Origin of the sequence: Paenibacillus jepli (genome assembly GCF_047238105.1) — a bacterium.
Lineage (GTDB): Bacteria > Bacillota > Bacilli > Paenibacillales > Paenibacillaceae > Paenibacillus_D.
In genome coordinates this window covers 2,777,148-2,795,278 of the sequence record NZ_JBDFMD010000001.1, presented here as the reverse complement: position 1 = coordinate 2,795,278, position 18,131 = coordinate 2,777,148, and the positions used below count along the sequence as shown (strand labels likewise).

11 protein-coding genes are annotated in these 18,131 nt (G+C 58.0%); 10 read left to right on the top strand and 1 reads right to left on the bottom strand.

What is annotated here, in order from left to right; translation table 11 throughout:
* Nucleotides 1-6: 6 nt before the first annotated feature.
* A complete protein-coding gene (locus ABC336_RS12390; RefSeq protein WP_413238940.1) occupies nucleotides 7-1,896 on the bottom strand; it encodes a PAS domain S-box protein in 1,890 nt (629 codons plus the stop codon).
* A gap of 232 nt (nucleotides 1,897-2,128) precedes the next feature.
* On the opposite strand from ABC336_RS12390, the gene ABC336_RS12385 reads away from it, so the two are divergent.
* The 10 genes from ABC336_RS12385 to ABC336_RS12340 all read left to right on the top strand — a co-directional run bounded on the left by ABC336_RS12385 (nucleotide 2,129) and on the right by ABC336_RS12340 (nucleotide 17,851).
* Nucleotides 2,129-3,730 (top strand): response regulator transcription factor, encoded by a 1,602-nt coding sequence (locus ABC336_RS12385; protein ID WP_413238939.1) that lies wholly within the window; start codon nucleotides 2,129-2,131, stop codon nucleotides 3,728-3,730.
* Entirely contained in the window at nucleotides 3,730-5,496 is a 1,767-nt protein-coding gene (locus ABC336_RS12380; protein WP_413238938.1) for a cache domain-containing sensor histidine kinase, read from the top strand. Before ABC336_RS12385 ends, ABC336_RS12380 begins: the two co-directional genes overlap by 1 nt.
* 189 nt (nucleotides 5,497-5,685) lie before the next feature.
* Entirely contained in the window at nucleotides 5,686-7,080 is a 1,395-nt protein-coding gene (locus ABC336_RS12375; protein ID WP_413238937.1) for an ABC transporter substrate-binding protein, read from the top strand.
* 31 nt (nucleotides 7,081-7,111) lie between these two features.
* Complete coding sequence (locus ABC336_RS12370) at nucleotides 7,112-7,999, top strand: carbohydrate ABC transporter permease (protein WP_413238936.1); 888 nt, start codon at nucleotides 7,112-7,114, stop codon at nucleotides 7,997-7,999.
* A gap of 2 nt (nucleotides 8,000-8,001) precedes the next feature.
* Nucleotides 8,002-8,826: a carbohydrate ABC transporter permease gene (locus ABC336_RS12365; RefSeq protein WP_413242499.1), complete on the top strand. Its 825-nt coding sequence runs from the start codon at nucleotides 8,002-8,004 to the stop codon at nucleotides 8,824-8,826.
* Between the two features lie 31 nt (nucleotides 8,827-8,857).
* Nucleotides 8,858-10,702, top strand: coding sequence for a glycoside hydrolase family 127 protein (locus ABC336_RS12360; protein WP_413238935.1), 1,845 nt, complete (start codon nucleotides 8,858-8,860; stop codon nucleotides 10,700-10,702).
* 57 nt (nucleotides 10,703-10,759) lie between these two features.
* Nucleotides 10,760-11,689, top strand: coding sequence for a glycoside hydrolase family 43 protein (locus ABC336_RS12355; protein ID WP_413238934.1), 930 nt, complete (start codon nucleotides 10,760-10,762; stop codon nucleotides 11,687-11,689).
* Between the two features lie 195 nt (nucleotides 11,690-11,884).
* Complete coding sequence (locus tag ABC336_RS12350; protein ID WP_413238933.1) at nucleotides 11,885-13,897, top strand: sensor histidine kinase; 2,013 nt, start codon at nucleotides 11,885-11,887, stop codon at nucleotides 13,895-13,897.
* Nucleotides 13,898-14,002: 105 nt separating this feature from the next.
* Nucleotides 14,003-14,701, top strand: a complete 699-nt coding sequence (locus ABC336_RS12345) for a response regulator transcription factor (RefSeq protein WP_413238932.1) — start codon at nucleotides 14,003-14,005, stop codon at nucleotides 14,699-14,701.
* Nucleotides 14,702-14,719: 18 nt separating this feature from the next.
* Nucleotides 14,720-17,851: an RCC1 domain-containing protein gene (locus tag ABC336_RS12340; RefSeq protein ID WP_413238931.1), complete on the top strand. Its 3,132-nt coding sequence runs from the start codon at nucleotides 14,720-14,722 to the stop codon at nucleotides 17,849-17,851.
* The last annotated feature ends 280 nt before the right edge of the window (nucleotides 17,852-18,131 follow it).

The window sequence follows — 18,131 nt, the reverse complement described above, 5'->3', positions numbered from 1 at the left end:
CTCCTCCTACGAGTTTTGCAATTGACCCCTCAATACGCGGGTGAGCACCTCCAGCTTTACGGGCTTGCTGATGTAATCATCCATCCCCGCTTCGAGACATCGTTCACGGTCGCCCTTCAGGGCATTGGCGGTTACAGCGATGATGCGCGGCGTCCGGTCTGGCGGGAGGCTCCCCCGGATGACGCGCGACGCTTCGATGCCATTGACCGAGGGCATGAGGATATCCATGAAGATGATATCGTAATTATTGTGGAGCGCCTGATGGATCGCCGCCTCGCCGTTCACGGCCACCGACACGTGATGCCCCATGCGCTCGAGCATCTTCTTGAGCACCAGCGTATTGATGGCATTATCCTCGGCGACCAGGATATTGGCGGCTTTCATCGATTCTGGGCCGCATTGCGTCTCGTCAAGATCGGCCGCTGTTTTCTCGTTCAAGGCAATCGTGAAGTGAAATGCCGAACCGTGTTTTCCGTCGCTCTCCGCATAGATTCTGCCGCCCATCAGACCGACGATCCTCCGGCTGATGGCCAGGCCCAGACCTGTCCCGTCGTATCTTCTGGTCATGAAGCTGTCGATCTGGGAGAACGGCTCGAAGATATCCTCCAGCCGGTCGGGTGGAACCCCCATGCCTGTATCCTTCACGGTAAACTCCAATTCTTGCGCTTCTTTCCCTTTCCTGATCTCTACAGAGATCTGTCCGTTCGAAGTGAATTTGACCGCATTGCCGAGCAGGTTGAGCAGGACCTGCTTCAGCCGGTCGGGATCGCCGTAGATGTAGTCAGGCACATCGTGACTGATCGTATAGGACAAGTCCAGTTCTTTCTCCTCGGCTCGGGAAGACACGAGGAACAGGCTGTCCTTGACGCAGTTGCGCAGATCAAAGGTTGTCTCCTGCAGCTCGCTCTTCCCGGCTTCAATCTTGGAGATGTCGAGGATATCGTTGATAATAGCGAGCAGCGATTCTCCGCTTTTGCGGATGATCTCTATGTACTCTCTATGTTCATCATCCAGCTCGGCATCGAGCAGGAGGTCTGTCATGCCGATGACCCCGTTCATGGGTGTCCTGATTTCGTGACTCATCATGGCCAGGAATTCGCTTTTGGATTGATTGGTCGCTTCGGCGGTTTCTTTGGCCAATATCAGTTTCTTGTGCTCGGACATATCCTTGCAGATCAGGTAGAAGCCGATATTTTGACGGTTAACAAAAATCGGCGCAATACTCGTCAGGACTTCCACGGTCTGAGCATCCTTCCTGACGATCGTATCGATCAACTGCTCCACAGTGTTGTCATGAAGCGCATCCGCCAGCACCCGGTCGACATTGGGCTGTCCGATCAGATTGGCCAGGTCCATGCCGATGAGCTCTGACTCGATGCAATATCCCGTCAGCTGCTCGGCCATGGCATTGCCATTGATGATCCTGCCCTGCAGATCAAAGGACAGGACGGCATCGTGATTATATTTCTTCAGGGAGGTATACCGTTCTACGGATTCCTGCAGCCGCAGCTCGGATTCCTTCTCTTTGGAGATATCGATGACTTGGGCGATATAATAAAGCGGTCTGCTGTCCTCGTCCCGGAACAAGCGCATCGTCAGCTGCGTCCAAATGAGGGAGCCATCCCTCCGGATAAATCGTTGGCTGAGCTGAATCTCCAGCTCGGATGGGCCCATTATCGACTTGAGGTCGTCTATGTTCTGGACCGGTTCGTCCGGGTGCGCAAAGCAGCCAAAGTGTCTGCCGTCGAACTCTTCTTTGGTGTAGCCGAAGATTCGCTCCATAGCCGGATTAACGGTAAGGATCAAGCCGTCGGGAGCGACAAGCGCGATACCGAAGGATGCGAATTCGAATACCTGTCCATTAAAGGAGTCGGGGTCCAAGTTTACTCGATGCATAGGAAACCTCCGTATCAAATGCCCAAAAGTAGTAATCGCTATTAGATCATCTCCTGATTGCGTCGAAAAGGAGCGCTTGAGCAAAAGTCTAGCTGTCTTATCCACTGTTTGTCAACCGTTGGGCCGCTGGGAAATTAAACTCTCATCCCCAATCAAAATCCACTTTTCCAACAATAATTACCGATACCCAATTGCATTATCTAATATAATGGGAGTGTGAGGAGGGGGAAGGATGAAAATATTGATTGTCGACGACGAGGCACGGCACCGCAGAGGCATGAGGAGCCTCATCCGGTCCCTGCGGCCGGGCGGTCAGGTCATGGAAGCTGGCGATGGCCAGTCGGCGCTTCAGCTCATCCGGGAAGAGCGGCCGGATGTCGTGCTAACCGACATCCGGATGCCCACTATGGACGGACTGGAGTTCCTTCGCATACTGGAGCATGAAAGCGCTAAACCAAAGGTGGTCATGATCTCGGCCTATGACCGTTTCGAATATGCACAAACCGCGATTCGCCATGGCGCGTATGATTATCTGCTCAAGCCGGTGGATGCTGATAAAGTGGAGCAGCTGTTGGGCCGTATCGAGGGGGCAATTCGGGAGGAAGTCCGGCAGCAGACTGAGTCCGATACGATGAGGCGTCAACTGAGCGAGACGTCGGAGGCCTACCGGCGCAGGCAGCTCCTCTCCTGGCTGCATGGCGTTCTGGGGGAAGACGAGCGGCAGGAGGTGGAGCAGCTGGGATGGCTCCACGGAGGGGGCGTCGTCGTAATAACAGAGCTGCAGCCCCGAACGGACCAGAGCCGCGACAGTGTGGCTGCTGAGCTGTTGGGGGAACTGCAGCGAATCGGAGGATCCTGCGGTACCGGGTGTGCACTGCTGCCGGACGGTCCGCCCGGTCGAGTGATTGAGCTCGTCTCGCTCGTCCGCTGGACCGGGTCTGCCTCAGAAGGTATGGCGAGGCTGCGACAGGAGCTGGAGCATCTTACGTGTACATGGCGGGCGGCGGCCGCACGAGTCCGGCACAGCGTCGGCTTAGCCCCCCGGTCATTGTGGGAGGAGGCGGCGCTGGCTTATCAGCAGGCGCGTGCGGTCAGCAGCTATCACTTCTACGATCGGGAGAGCAGCGTGCTGGTGGAGAACGAACACAGTCCCCAGCCTGACAAAGGGTCACAGATTGATAGCGATGCGCTGCTCGAGGCGCTGCAAGAAAGAACGCCCGATAAGGCGCTTCGTCTGTGCGCCGGCGCCTTTGAGCGGCTTGCTGATCAGAGCCGGAGATCCCCTGCCGACCTGAAGGAGCATGCCAGCCTGCTGCTGATGAAGATCAAGAGCCGCAGTCGCGCGCCTGTGGACCGTCAGATCGGCCATGCGCTATCACAAGCGGCGGTGGCGGAAGTGCCGGCGTGCCGCACCTTCAGGGAGCTGATGGAGGTGCTGGAGCTGCACCTGCTCGCCCTGCACCGGGTGCTGCATGCCGGACGAGGGGACCGCGATCAGGAATTGGCAGACCAATGCGTCAAGTGGATCGAGGATCATCTGCAGGAGCTGGTCACATTGGAGCAGGCGGCAGAGCGGTTCTTCTTCAATCCGTCCTACTTCAGCACCTGGATCAAGCACCATACCGGCAAGACGTTCACTGAGCATCTGCTGGAGGCGCGCATGACGCGGGCGGCCGGGCTGCTTGCCGACAACCGATTGAAGATCTATGAGGTAGCGGCGCAATGCGGGTACACGGACACCAAATATTTTTGCCGGGTGTTCAAGAGGCGGTTCGGCTTGTCGCCCGAGGCACATCGTCACGCCGCTCTGCTGCAAGGGAGAGAGGGGTCTTGATGAAACCGACCTTTCGCACCCGGCTGCTGGCCAGTTATGTGTTCCTTGTCGTCGTGCCGCTCGTGACGGCAGGAATCATCTTCTATACGAAGAGCCTCCAAGTCGTTACCGGCCAGGCCCGGCAAAATGTCCAGAGTATCCTCATCCAGAACAACGAGGTTATCGATACGAAGCTGGGATTCGTCGAGCGTAACAGCCAGTCGCTGTTCGTCGACAGGGAGTTATTCGAAATCTTCAATACGCTCGATCCGGCCGATGAATCCGAATTGCTGCAGGCCGACAGGCGGGTCAACAGCGTGCTCCGGTCGTATTTCTCGCTCATTGAAGACGTCTATGCCTATCAGCTGTGGACGTCTTATTTTACGTTCGGCCAGAGTCTGCCCCAAGGCCGCCCGCAGGAGTCGGACATCTACCGGGAAGCGGTGGAGGCGGGCGGCCGGATGATCTGGTATCCCACATACGACTTCGCCGACATGTTCGGTCAGGACTATCTGGGTCAAGGCAGACTGGACTTTCGCTACTTATATTCGGCCACCCGGGTCGTGGATTTCACTTATCAGAACGATTTGTCCCTGGAGCGGATGAAGCCGGAGGTGGAGCGGCCGGTACTGGTGGTCAGCTTTAAGGCCGAATCGCTGATGGCACTGTTCGAGCAGAGCATCCCGCCGGGCTCCAGCTACCTGATCCTGGATCAGGACAATAGCGTCGTAGCAGGCAGCGATCGGGAACAGATCAGCCAGCGTTACGCCAGCGAGTGGGTAGACGAGCTGCAGCAATTGAACAGCGGCACCAAGCGGATGACGCTGGACGGCGAGACGGTTATCGTCTGCTATGATCGCTCCCGGGTGACGGGCTGGCTGTCGATCGTCATCACGCCGCAGTCCGCGCTGGTCGCCGAGCTGGTCCCCGCGGTTCGCAACTCGACACTGCTGCTGTCGCTGCTGATGATCGTAGTCGCACTGGCTTTCGCCTACGTCATCTCGGGCAAGATCACGAACCCCATCAAGCGGCTGGTCGGAGCGATGCGATCCGTGGGCGAAGGGGATTTCCATACTCGTCTGGCAGTCCGCGACCAGGACGAGTTCGGCTTGCTCATGCAGCGCTTCAACCGGATGAACGACCGCATCCGGCGGCTGGTCACGGAGAATTATGAGAGCCGGTTGAAGGAACAGGAAGCGGAGATCCGGGCGCTCAACATGCAGATGAACCCGCATTTTCTGTACAATACCTTGAATGTCATGAACTGGACCGCGATCGAGAACGGACAGCGGGAACTCAGCAAAATGCTCATCTGTCTCTCGCACATGCTGCAGTACACGGCTCGCAAAGAGTGGGACGCGGTGACACTCGCGGAGGAACTGGATTGGATGCGGAGCTACTTCTTCATCATGGCTGTGCGGTTCGAGGACAAGTTCGCCGTAGCTTACGATATCGACCCTGTACTGCAGGAGAGCAAGCTGCCGCGCCTGCTGTTCCAGCCGTTTGTGGAAAATGCGATCTTGCACGGCTTCGCACATCTCGAGACGGGCGGTGTCATCAGCATCCGCGGCTGGCGGGAGGGAGAGATGCGCCGCTTCGCTATCGAGGACAACGGCATCGGCATGGACAGCGGAACCGTGGAGCGCATCCTGTATGAACCTTCGGCATCCATCGGCATCCAGAACACTATCGCCCGTATCCGCCTCGCCTACGGCGAGCCTTACGGTATCGACATCGTCTCCTCCCCCGGCCAGGGGACGACGATCTTCCTTACCCTCCCTCTCTAAGCAGGGGGAGTGGACCCTGGTTTGATGAGAAGTGCCGCAGAGGGCAGAATCGTATCCCCAATAATAGTCCACCAAACCAAAAATATTAGGAATATGTAAGCGCTGTAATATACCCTATACTGAGGTCACATAGACTGCAGCTATGCGAAGTATCCGACAAATCGATGATCCAGAGAGGGGCAACTATCCATGAAGTTGCGTGTGAAACAAACCATGTCCATGCTGATGGCGGCATCACTGCTGGCAGCGGCATTAACCGGCTGTACACGACCGGCTGCCGACCCGACACCGCCTAGCGGCGGTGAGCCGGGAGGCCAGGATCCGATTACGCTGCGCATGACCGTCTGGGGGGCGCCGGATGAATTGGCAGCTTACAAGGTGGCGATCGACCGTTTCGAAGAGGAGTTCTCGCATATTACAGTGGACCTGCAGCATATCGCAGCAGACTATGATACTAAGCTGACGACGATGGTGGCCGGCAATGATGTGCCGGATATCGCCATGATGGAGTCCGGGACGATCGCCTTTCCCTTGGCTGAGGAAGGCAGGTTCCACAACCTTCAGGAGTTCCTGGACAACGATCCCGACCTGAGCCTTGATGATCTGGTGCCAAACCTGCTGTATTCGCTGGAGCCGGGCCACGTCATCGGTATCGCACCAGGACCGGAGTCGTTCGGTTTGTTCTACAATGAAGCCATGTTCGCAGACGCGGGTGTCGAGCCGCCGCCGTCCAAGGCGTCGGAGGCGTGGACGTGGGATGAGTTCGTCGAGGCGGCGAAGCTGATGACCCTGGATACACAAGGGCGCAACGCCAACGATCCCGGCTTTGATCCCAAGAACATCAAGCAGTACGGCATCAATTTTCCTACCTGGTGGGGCAGCTACAGTAACTTTATCTATTCCAACGGCGGCGACTTCGTCTCCGAGGACGGCCAGACCTTTGCGCTCAACCAGCCGGAGGCGGTGGAAGTGTTCCAGAACATCTCCGATCTGATCAATGTCCATCATGTCGCCCCGTCGCCGGTGCAGGCGAAGAACATCCCGGCGACCAACGTGGCGCTGCAGACGAAGAAGGTGGCGATGGCGATCGACGGCCAGTGGGCTTCGACAGCGCTGGCGCAGTCCAATTTTGACTACAACGTAGGTGTGTTGCCTGTCATGAAAGAACCGATGACGACGATTGTCTGCGGCATGTTCTCGATGTTCGAGTCAACCCGGTATCCGCAGGAATCGTGGGAGCTGATCAAGTATCTGATCGACCCCGAATCGTCTATTGATATGATCACGGCCGGCACCTGGATGCCGTCTTACAAGAGCTGGTATACCGAGCCGGAGCTGCTCGCTCGCTGGACGGAGGGGCTGCCGTCCCGCCCATCGGGCTACAAGGACGCGATCGTCGAGGTGCTGCTGGCGAGCAGCCATCAGACACCGACAGGCTACGTGAAGAACTTCAGCAAGATTATGGATGTCGTCACGCCGGCACTGGATAAGGTATGGCTCGGACAGCAGACGGCCCAGGAAGCGCTGGACGCGGTCGCGGACAAAGCCCAGGCGCAGGTGCAGGGACGCCGTGATATTGAGTGATAACGTCTGCTGATTCTACCGGGAGGTACACATGAGAAAAGGATTGTTCTACGGCTTGCTGTTCACCTCTCCCGCGATTCTGGGCTTCCTGCTGTTCACGCTCGGACCGATGATCGCGAGTCTGGCGCTCAGCCTCACCGACTACAATGTGTTCAAATCCCAGACCGCCTGGGTCGGTCTGGACAACTATATCCGGCTGTTCGGCGGCGAAGATGAGCTGTTCTACCAGTCGCTGGGCGTCACCTTCTATTTCGTGCTGCTGCGGGTGCCGGCAGTGATCATCATCTCCTTTGCGGTGGCGCTGCTGCTCAATATGAATCTGAAGGGCAAATCCGTCTTCCGCACGATCATCTACCTGCCCAGCATCGTCCCGGCCGTCGCGTCGGCGATGATCTGGATGTGGCTGCTTAATCCGGATCTCGGGCTGATCAACTCGGCGCTGTCCGCCGTCGGCCTGCCGACCAGCAACTGGCTGTATGCGGAGAACAGCGTCGTACCCTCGGTTGTATTGACTACCCTGTGGGGGATTGGCGGTACGGTTATTATCTTCCTGGCCGGACTGTCCGGTATTCCAAGGCAGTATTACGAGGCGATCGAGGTCGACGGCGGCGGCTGGTACAGCAAGCTGCGCCATATTACGATTCCGATGGTGACACCGACGATTTTTTTCAATACGATTATGACCATCATCGGCTCCTTCCAGGTGTTCAATGAGGCATATATCCTGACCGAAGGCGGACCGAACAACCGCAGCCTGTTCTATGTCTTCTACCTGTGGCGCACGGGCTTCCGGGATACGGAGATGGGCTATGCCTCGGCGCTGGCCTGGGTGCTGTTCGTCATCATCCTGTTCTTCACCTGGCTGGTCTTCCGCAGCTCGAAGTCCTGGGTTTACTATGAGGGAGGAGGACGCGCATGAACATGTCAAAGCCTGCGATGGTCATGGGTTACCTCGCGCTGCTGATCGTGTCGGTCCTGTTCATGACGCCGTTTGTCTGGCTGGTCCGCAGCTCGCTGATGGATTTGTCGCAGATCTTCACGATGCCGCCGGAGTGGATTCCAAGGCCGTTTCAATGGGATAACTTCCGCAAAGCGCTCACGTATCTGCCCTTCGGCACGTACTTTCTCAATACATCCATCATCGTCATCGGCACGCTCATCGGCACGGTGCTGACAAGCACGATCGCCGCGTTCGGGTTCTCCAGGATTCAGTGGAAGGGCCGCGATCTCATCTTCGCCATCCTGCTCTCGAGCATGATGCTGCCTGCGGCGGTGACGCTGATTCCGAGCTTTCTGGGATGGCAGCTGCTGGGCTTCTATGACACGTATTTTCCGCTCGTCGTGCCGGCATTTTTCGGCGGCGGCATGTTCAATATCTTTTTGCTGCGCCAGTTTTACCTGACGATCCCCCGGGACTTTGACGAAGCTGCGGTCGTGGACGGCGCAGGCTACTTTACGATCTACTTCCGGATCATCCTGCCGCTCAGCCGATCGGCGGTCATCGTCGTGGCGCTGTTCACCTTCCTGGCGACGTGGAATGACTTTATGGGGCCGCTGATTTATCTGAAGAGCGATCACTTGTTCACGCTGGCGCTCGGACTGCAGATGTTCCAGGGTACGTACACCGCGCAGTGGGATCTGCTGATGGCCGCCTCCGCTGCCGTGGTGCTGCCGTGCGTCATCGTATTTCTGATTGGGCAGCGATATTTCCTGGAAGGCATCACACTAACTGGACTTAAGGGATAACCGATATTAACGTTAGAAGGAGGCACAAGACATGCCGATTGCTGCAAGCCAGCTGAAGCGCTGGGGCAGTGTGCCATTTACGAAGGTGCGCATCGAGGATGGATTCTGGAGGCAACGGCTGGAGACGGTGCAGCAAGTGACGCTGCCGGTCTGTCTGGCGAAGTGCGAATCGACTGGGAGATTGGACAACTTCGCCAAGGCGGGCGGACTGAAGGAAGGGGAGTTCAAGGGTCTCTACTATGATGACTCCGACGTCTACAAGGTGCTCGAAGGCGCAGCCTACTCGCTGATGCTCCGGCGCGACGCTGCGCTGGAGGCCGAGATCGACCGGATCGTGCAGTGGATCGCGGCGGCGCAGGAGCCGGACGGCTATCTGACGACGTACTACACGCTGGAGGACCCGGAGGGCCGCTGGACCGACATGGAGAAGCATGAGATGTACAACGGCGGCCATCTGATCGAAGCGGCAGTAGCGTACTACGAGGCCACTGGCAAGCCAGTAATCCTCGGGGTGGCCCGTCGTCTGGCGGATCACTATGACAGTCTGTTCGGACCCGGCAAGCGTCATTGGGTAGAGGGCCATCAGGAGATCGAGCTGGCGCTGGTCAAGCTGTACCGGCTGACCGGCGAAGAGCGCTACTGGAAGCTGGCGCTGTGGCTGCTGGAGGAGCGGGGCCGCGGCCATGGCGTCGGCCGCATCTGGGACATCCCGGAGTGGGGCCCCGCCTACTGCCAGGACGATGTGCCAGCCGCAGAGATCGAGCGGGTGACGGGACATGCGGTGCGTGCGATGTACCAGTATACGGCGATGGCCGATGTCGTGCACGTCTCGGGCGATCTGCATTACGTGGAGGCGCTCGGGCGGGTGTGGGCGCATACGGTGGAGCGCAACATGTACATTACTGGCGGGATCGGTCCGTCGCGGCATAATGAAGGCTTTACCTGCGATTATGATCTGCCCAACGAAACAGCCTACTGCGAGACGTGCGCGGCGATCGCCATGGCGTTCTGGAACCACCGGATGAATCTGTTGTTCGGAGACGGCGCCTATGCTGACATCGTGGAGCGCGAGATGTACAATGGGGCGCTGGCAGGCATCTCACTCTCGGGCGACCGCTTCTTCTATGTGAATCCGCTGGCTTCGCAGGGGGAGCATCACCGGGTGGAGTGGTTCGATACTTCCTGCTGCCCGACTAATCTCGTGCGTTACCTGCCTTCCATCGGCCAGTATGTATATGCGACCAGCGAGGACGGCGTGTCGGTCAATCAATATATGAACGGCGAGACGGAGTTGGATCTGCCGGGCAGCGCCTCCGTGCGCCTGAGACAGACGACGCAGTATCCGTGGGAGGGAGTGATCGCGCTCGATGTGGAGCCGTCTGCAGGGGCTGGCGCCTTTACGGTCCGCATGCGGGTGCCCGGCTGGTGCGGCAGCTACCGGATCACGCTGAACGGAGTGACACTGGACGGGGAAGAGGCGTTGACAGTGGACGGTTACCTTGCGGTGCGGCGCGAGTGGACTGCCGGTGATCGGCTGATGCTGGAGCTGGATATGCCGGCGGTACAGGTGCGCGCCCGCGAAGAGGTCGAGGCGAATCAGGGGCGGGTAGCGCTGCAGCGCGGTCCGGTTGTATACTGTCTGGAGCAGGCTGACAATGCCGGGCTGCCCTATGACAGCTGTGTCATCGCGCCCGGAGCAGCCTTCACCGCCGAGCACCGGCCGGAGCTGCTGGGCGGCGTAACGGTCCTGCGGGGCCGCACGGCAGGCGGCGCGCCATGCACGTTGGTGCCGTATTATGCGTGGGACAACCGCGGGGCCGGTTATATGCAAGTGTGGCTTCGTGCGGCAGAGGACCGCAGGCTGTACTCGGTCTAGCTGGGCCGGTGAAAATGACGAGAAGACGATGGTAACAGGAAAGGAGAGGAGCAGCACATGAATGGGAACAAGACCATGTCAGGCAACCCGCTGATGCCGGGCTGGTACGCCGATCCGGAGGCGCGTATCTTCGAGGGAAAATACTGGATCTATCCGACGTGGTCGGCACCGTACGAGGAACAGACCCACTTCGACGCCTTCTACTCCGACGATCTGGTGCATTGGACCAAGGTGGAGCGAATCCTGACGATGTCCGACATCTCGTGGGCGCATCAGGCGTTGTGGGCGCCGTCGCCGGTGGAGCAGGGCGGCAGATACTATTATTACTTTGCAGCCAACGATATCCAGAGCAACGAGGAGCTCGGCGGGATCGGCGTCGCGGTCGCGGACCGGCCGGAAGGGCCTTACCGCGACGCGCTCGGCAAGCCGCTGATCGGCCGGTTTGTCCATGGCGCGCAGCCGATCGACCCGCACGCGTTCATCGACGACGACGGGACAGCTTATCTGTATTATGGCGGCTGGGACCATTGCAACGTCGTCCGGCTGGGTGAGGACATGACGAGCCTCGTGCCCTTCGAGGACGGCGAGATCTACAAGGAAGTGACGCCGGAGCTGTTCGTAGAAGGGCCATGCATGTTCAAGCGTAACGGCCGTTACTACTTCATGTGGTCCGAAGGCGGCTGGGGCGGCCCGGACTACTCGGTTGCCTACGCGATCGCGGATGCGCCGACCGGTCCGTTCCGCCGCGAGGCCAAGATCCTGCAGCAGGATCCGGCCGTTGCTACCGGTGCCGGGCATCACGGCATCCTTCAGGTCCCGGGCACCGACGAGTGGTACATCGTCTACCACCGCCGCCCCTTGGAGGAGACGGACCGCAACCACCGCGTCGTCTGCATCGACCGGATGACGTTTGCGGAGGACGGCCGGATCGAGCCGGTTCGTCTCACCTTCGAGGGGGTTGCGGCAAGGCTGCTGCCGGAGGAGTAAGCTTCCGCTTTTCAGTAACGCGTCGTAAATTGCGAACCACCCTGCGGGGCAATGTCTTTAAGGTGACTTATACTTAATGGCATTGTCCTTTGGGGTGGTTATTTGTGCGACTCGCGCTGCATCTATACGGATAGGAAGAAGCGCGATACACTGATAACATCAGCCTGGAGGCAACCAAGAAGGAGAGCGAAGAGCATGAATCGGCGTCAAGCCTGGGTGAAGTGGGCTCTGGTTCTAGTTATCGGAGTTGCGGCGTGTTTGTTGTTGGCCGGTGCGGCGGAGGCAGACCCGGACGAGGAAGAGCGGAGCCGGGCCGTGCGGATAGAATGGGAGGCGTACTACTATGGTGACCTGCCTGAAGAGCAGATGCCCGATCAGTGGCGGTCCATTGCGGGGGAGGAACTGGATGAGGACAGCTCCATGGCAGGGAGCGCATTATGGTTAAGGGCGCCTGTGCCGCCTGAGCTGCACAGCTCCGGCAACTTGTTGATCTATGATTACAAGGTGCGCGATTACGAGATTGCGTTGTTCGTGGAGGGGGAGGAGGTCTTTGCGTCCCTCAAACGACTGCCCTCAGGATTTATTACCTCGCGAATCGTTACCTACCAGCCCGAAGAGGAGAGCCAATTCCTCATTGTCCGCTTTTCACCGCATCAGCATGTGGAGAAAGGCTTTGAGGTATGGGCCGGCTCTTCCGCTGCCCTCTCCCTCATCCAGCTGCAGCGGGAAGGACTCGCATGGGCGGGAACCGCCATTCTGTTGATGTTGAGCATACTTTCATTCGTTGGTTACGGGTTTCAGCGCTCACAGCCGCTTTTTTTATATTTTGCCTGTTTCTTTTGCAGTCTGGCCGTCAGTCTGGCGGTGCTGTGGGGAGGCTGGCAGCATGCCGTCTCCGGCGAATCGTTATGGGCCTGGGGGACTGCTATTCATTTTAATTGGTACATCGGCCACGCCAGCGGGATTTTGATTACCCATGCGATTGTTGCGACAGAGCGGGAAAGATGGCTTCGCCTCACAGGGTACGGCATAGGCGCATATGCGGTAGCGGCGACGATCGGCTCACTCCTGTTTGGCGAACGTGTGCAATTGTTTTTTTACATTCTCTTCTACGACTACTTGTCGACGGCCATCTTGGTCATCATGACCCTTGTGCTCTTCCGTGCGCTCAAGCGGAGTCGTGACCGGGAGGTGCGTCTTTTTGCCTTCGGCAATGTATTATTTTTGATCGGAGTGGTGATGGGGCGCGTCGCCAACGGACAAACGGCGTGGACGCCATCGCCGGTAACGATCCTGACGGCCAAACATGCCCTGATCCAGATCGGCTGGACTTTTATAGGGTTTGCCGTAGCGGTCAGCTGTTTCGCCATCATCATCGGGATGCGCTTCTTGCGCATGGCCCAGCTGCGGTTGACCAATCATGCGCTGAATGAAGCCAATGCCAAGCTGCGCGCAGCGAACGAAAAGCTGGAGCGGATGGATCAGATTCGCAGCAACATGTATTCGGAAGTCAGTCATGAGCTGAACACCCCGATTACATCAATCAAGGGGTATGTCCAGTTAATGTTGAAAGGGACGATTGAAGCTGGCGATCCTCGTTATCTGAAGGTCATTTACGAGAAATCGCAAGCTATGGAACGGACCGTAGACGACATGCTGGAGATGGCCAGGCTGGAGAACAAACATATCCACTTTGACAATGAACGGTTTGCATTATCTGAGTTTCTGAGCGAGCTTTGCGGCAAATGGGAGCTCGCGATGACGGAGAGCGGGCTTGAATTCGGATGGTCGATGCAGCGGCATCCCATGAGTCCCGAGTATACACCGGCGCTGTATGCAGATCCGGTCCGCCTGGAGCAAGTGCTCGTCAATCTGCTGTCCAACGCCAAAAAGTTCAGCCGGACGGGAGGCGCCATCCGGGTTGAGGCCACGTTCGAGGGTCAGGGCCCATTGCCTGGCGTACTGATTCGTGTGATAGACAGCGGTTGCGGCATTTCGGCGGAAGATCAGCCCCATATTTTTGAACGGTATTACCGGGGGAAGGCCGCCAAAGCCAATGCCATATCCGGCATTGGACTCGGGCTGTCGATCTGCCGTGAGATTATGGAGGCCCAGCAGGGCGAGATCGGTCTGGAGTGTTCCTCGCCGCAGGGCAGTACCTTTTACCTCCGCTTTCCGCTTTACTGGATGGAGGAGGAGGCTGGATGAGCGCATATTTTCAGGTTCTTAATCTACTCTTAAACTCAGACAGGTACGATATATGGAGTTGGCGTTGGTCAATCATCCATGTCATACAGGAAGGAAGGTGCCGCTATGCCCGCCGGGCACATATTGATTGTCGAGGATGAAAGGGATATTCAGGAACTGCTCCGGCTCTGTGTAGAAAGCGGGGGCTTCCGTGTATCTACCGCTGGTGGAGCCGCAGAAGCCCGCCGGCTCTTGCAGGCAGAGCTGCCTGACTTGGCGTTGCTTGATGTCAATCTGCCGGATGGGGACGGGATGGACTTGTGCAAGGAAATACGTGAGCGGTCTGACATGCCGATCATCCTGGTAACGGCTCGCAAGGGCGGTGAAGATATTGTGGCCGGGCTGGAAGGCGGGGCCAATGATTACATTGTCAAACCGTTTGATGTGGACGTCGTGATGGCTCGCATAAGGGCACAGCTGCGCAGCTACGCCTATTGGAAGCAGACCTATGACAGGAACCGGCTCAGCAGCGGCCATCTGCACATTGATTTTCACAGCTTCAGCGTGAAGGTAGATGGCGATGAGGTGAATCTGTCCGCCAAAGAACGCCAGTTGTTCTTTTTCTTGGCGGGTCATCCCAATCAAGTGTTCAGCGCAAGTATGCTGTATGACCGCATCTGGGGGATCGAGGGAACGGGGGAGGAGAATACGGTAAGTGTACATATCCGTTACCTGCGCAAAAAATTAGAGCGTGATCCTTCCCAGCCCAAGTACATCCAAACCGTACGCGGCTTCGGCTACAAGCTTTGCTGGAGCGATGAGTAAAAAAGAGGAGATAAGAACTTGAAAAAGTGGATCTTTTATGTACTGGTGCTGGCACTCGGGCTCAATGCGTTCATCCCGGGATCCGTTCATTATGCGGACGAGCCTTCGCCGGAGGTGCGGCTTGAAGTGAGCGAAATCGTATCCGGACCATACTCTATGCTGGCCTTGATGAACGATGGAACCGTTCGGTCATGGGGCCGCAATACGGCAGGGCAGCTTGGCGTCGGGACGACGGGGAACAGGGCATACGCCTCGGTCGTCAAGAACGGCAACGGGGAGACATTGAGGGGGATCGCTGCTGTGTCTGTAGGGGCCCAGCACGCCCTTGCGCTGAGCAGTGAAGGTGCGGTGTATTCCTGGGGAACGAACAATATGGGGCAGCTGGGACGCAGCGGTACAGCCAACCTGGCGATGGAGATCGGCGGTTTTGATCAACGGAAGATTACGCAGATCTCTGCTGGCGATTCCCATACCCTGGTGCTTGATGAGGAAGGACAAGTGTGGAGCTGGGGCTTGAACATGTATGGGGAGCTTGGCAGCGGCAGCGGCGATTTCACGGTGAATACGCCCCGCAAAGTGATGGCGGCGCCCGGAGTGGAGCTGGAAGGCATCCGGGCGGTCGCCGCAGGTCAATATCATTCGCTCGCACTAACGGAAGACGGCAGGGTGCTGGCGTGGGGGATGAACACCAACGGCCAGTTAGGGGATGGCACGCAAACCTCCAGACCTTATCCGGTGCCTGTCTTAGACGAGCAGGAAGGTACGGCCTTGCATGAAGTCCAGTCCATCTCGGCCAGAGGCTACAACTCATTTGCCTTGCGAGCCGATGGCACCGTCCGGGGATGGGGGGACAATTCCACAGGACAGCTGGGTACGGGAGACTACTCATTCTCCAGAAGAGCGGTCGCGGTACTGCAGGCCGATGGCATGGCGCTGGACAATGTCACCAGCATCACTGCAAGCTTCCTGTTTACAGCGGCCTTGAAGAGTAATGGCACGTTGTGGACATGGGGAGATAATGAGTCTTACCAGCTGGGCAGAGCTACTGAGGGGGCGTCAGATCCGGTGCCGGGACAAGCGACGGCGTTCAGAGAGGGCTTGCTGCCTGAAGTGAAGGCCGTAGCCGGCGGCAATTACCATACAAGTATATTGCTCTCAGACAGGTCGATATGGAGTGTGGGGCGGAACGGCTTCAACGTGCTGGGAGGCAATCGGCCGGAAGGCGACGCCCAAAGCGTGCAGCAGTTTGTCCAGATCACCTTAAGTGCAAGAGGACAATCCGATTGGGCAGCAGTCTCGCCCCGTACCGCCAGGGCAGGCGAGACGGTAGATGTGTTGTTCCGGCTGGCAGATAACGAGGGCAATCCGCTGCGGGTCGCGACTGACGAAGTCGTGTTTGCGGCGGATAGCGGCATGTTGGGCGACGTCGAATACGGTGGAGACGGGATCTTCAAAGCGTCCTACCGTTCCGAGCAGGCAGGGACCGTGACCATTACGGCGACCGTCAATGGCTTGGAAGCGCGTTCCGCCTTGTCCGTGGACATTAATCCAGGTGCGCCCGACAGAGCGGGCTCCTCGTTGGAGGCAGCGCAAGAGCAGTTGACGGTACACGAAACGGACGGCACTCTTGTACAGCTCGAGCTTGGTGACGAATGGGGCAACCGTATCGATGCCGATGCGTCCAGTGTGTCATTCAGCACGACATTAGGGTCGGTGAGCCCGGTGACCAAGGTTGAGCCGGGGGTATATCAGACGCTGCTGCATTCGACCGCAACAGGCAGAGCCACGGTCGGTGTTGTTCTGGACGGCGAGCCGATGGATCTTGAGACGGAGGTTACGTTTACGTCGGCTGACCCGGATAGCCACAGCTCCGTACTCACTGCCACGCCGGAGCGGCTGCCTGCTGACGAAGGTTATGCGTCTGCCCTTACCTTGCGGCTTGTGGACAGACTGGGCAATGCGTTGACGCAAAGCGGGGGCGATGTATCGATCACGAGCAGTCTGGGTGAGATGGGCACCGTGACCGAATCGGACTTCGGCGTTTATAGCGCGTCTCTGACCGCGCTAACGCCAGGCTCAGCGACGGTCAGGGCATTCCTGGACGGTGAGCAGATGGGTGAAGCGGTGGAGGTGGAGTTCGTTCCGCTGATCGAAGCGATTGCATTTACAGAAGAGCAGTATTCAGTCCAGGCCGGCGCCAGCTTCACACCTCGTGTTCTTGCCCGTTATTGGGACGAGACCGAGCAAGCGATCACGGACCAGACGACATTTGAAGTGCTGCATCCAGAATTCGCTTCCGTCGGTCTGGACGGGACGATAACTGGCTTAGAAGAAGGCGAGACGGAGCTGATAGCCCAATTTGGTGCTTATCAGACCGCCGTTCCGCTAACCATCACGGCGCGGCCAGATCCCGGTACGGACCCAGGAACGGATCCCGGTACGGATCCGGGCCCTGGGAGTGGGCCAGTAACCGGTCCAATCCCTGGTCCAGCACAGGGGGCCGTTCCGCCAGTGAGTCCGGAGGAACAACAGTCTGAGCAGCCGACGATGGAAGAAGAAGGCGGCGTTGTTGGACCGCCTGAAGAAGAAGCTCTTGGCCTGGCGATTTCATTGACCGATGTTGCGGGGCACTGGGCGGAAGAGGCCATCACAAGAGCCGTCAAAATGGGGATGGTGTCCGGTTATCCCGATCGGACCTTCAAGCCTCAGGGTTATGTGACCAGGGCCGAGTTTGCGGTCATGTTGAGCCGTGCCCTGGGATTCCGGGATGAAGCGCAGACAGATCGCCACATGTCCCCAGGGGGGACTTGGCCAGACTGGGCGCGCGAGCCTATCAGCCATCTGATGGCACTAGGTATCGCCCAGGGGTACCCGGATGGCAGCTTTTATCCGCAACGTCGCATAAACCGCATAGAGATGACCGTCATGATCATTCGCGCGATGAATGGGACTCCGATGACAGGCCTGGTATCGACGACGTTTGCTGATGATGCGGACATCCCTGCTTGGGCGAAGCCGCTGATTGCAGTTGCTCAGCAGCAGGGCATGGCGCAAGGTAGGGGAGATCATTACTTTATTCCGGATGGAACGAGTACGCGTGCAGAAGCTATCGTCATGATTCTTAGAATGGTAGATGCTTTACAACGATAGGAGCTTAGTTGCTTTACAAGAGTCAACACCAGAAAAGGGCAGACCGCTAAGGGTCGGCCCTTTCTCGTTGTTTAGGAAATGATGCAACACTTTAACATGTGGATCAGTAGGTCGACGGAGTAGGGAAGAAGACCGCTGATAGTGCTCGCTCACGAACGGACACAGTAGCTCTTATTTCGAGCATGGGCGTGTTTTTAGAGCTGCCTGCGGACAGTGGATCCGTTATCGGTCTGTAAACGGGGGTGCTGCAACAAGGTTAGAGAGGCCAAAGCTGGTATGC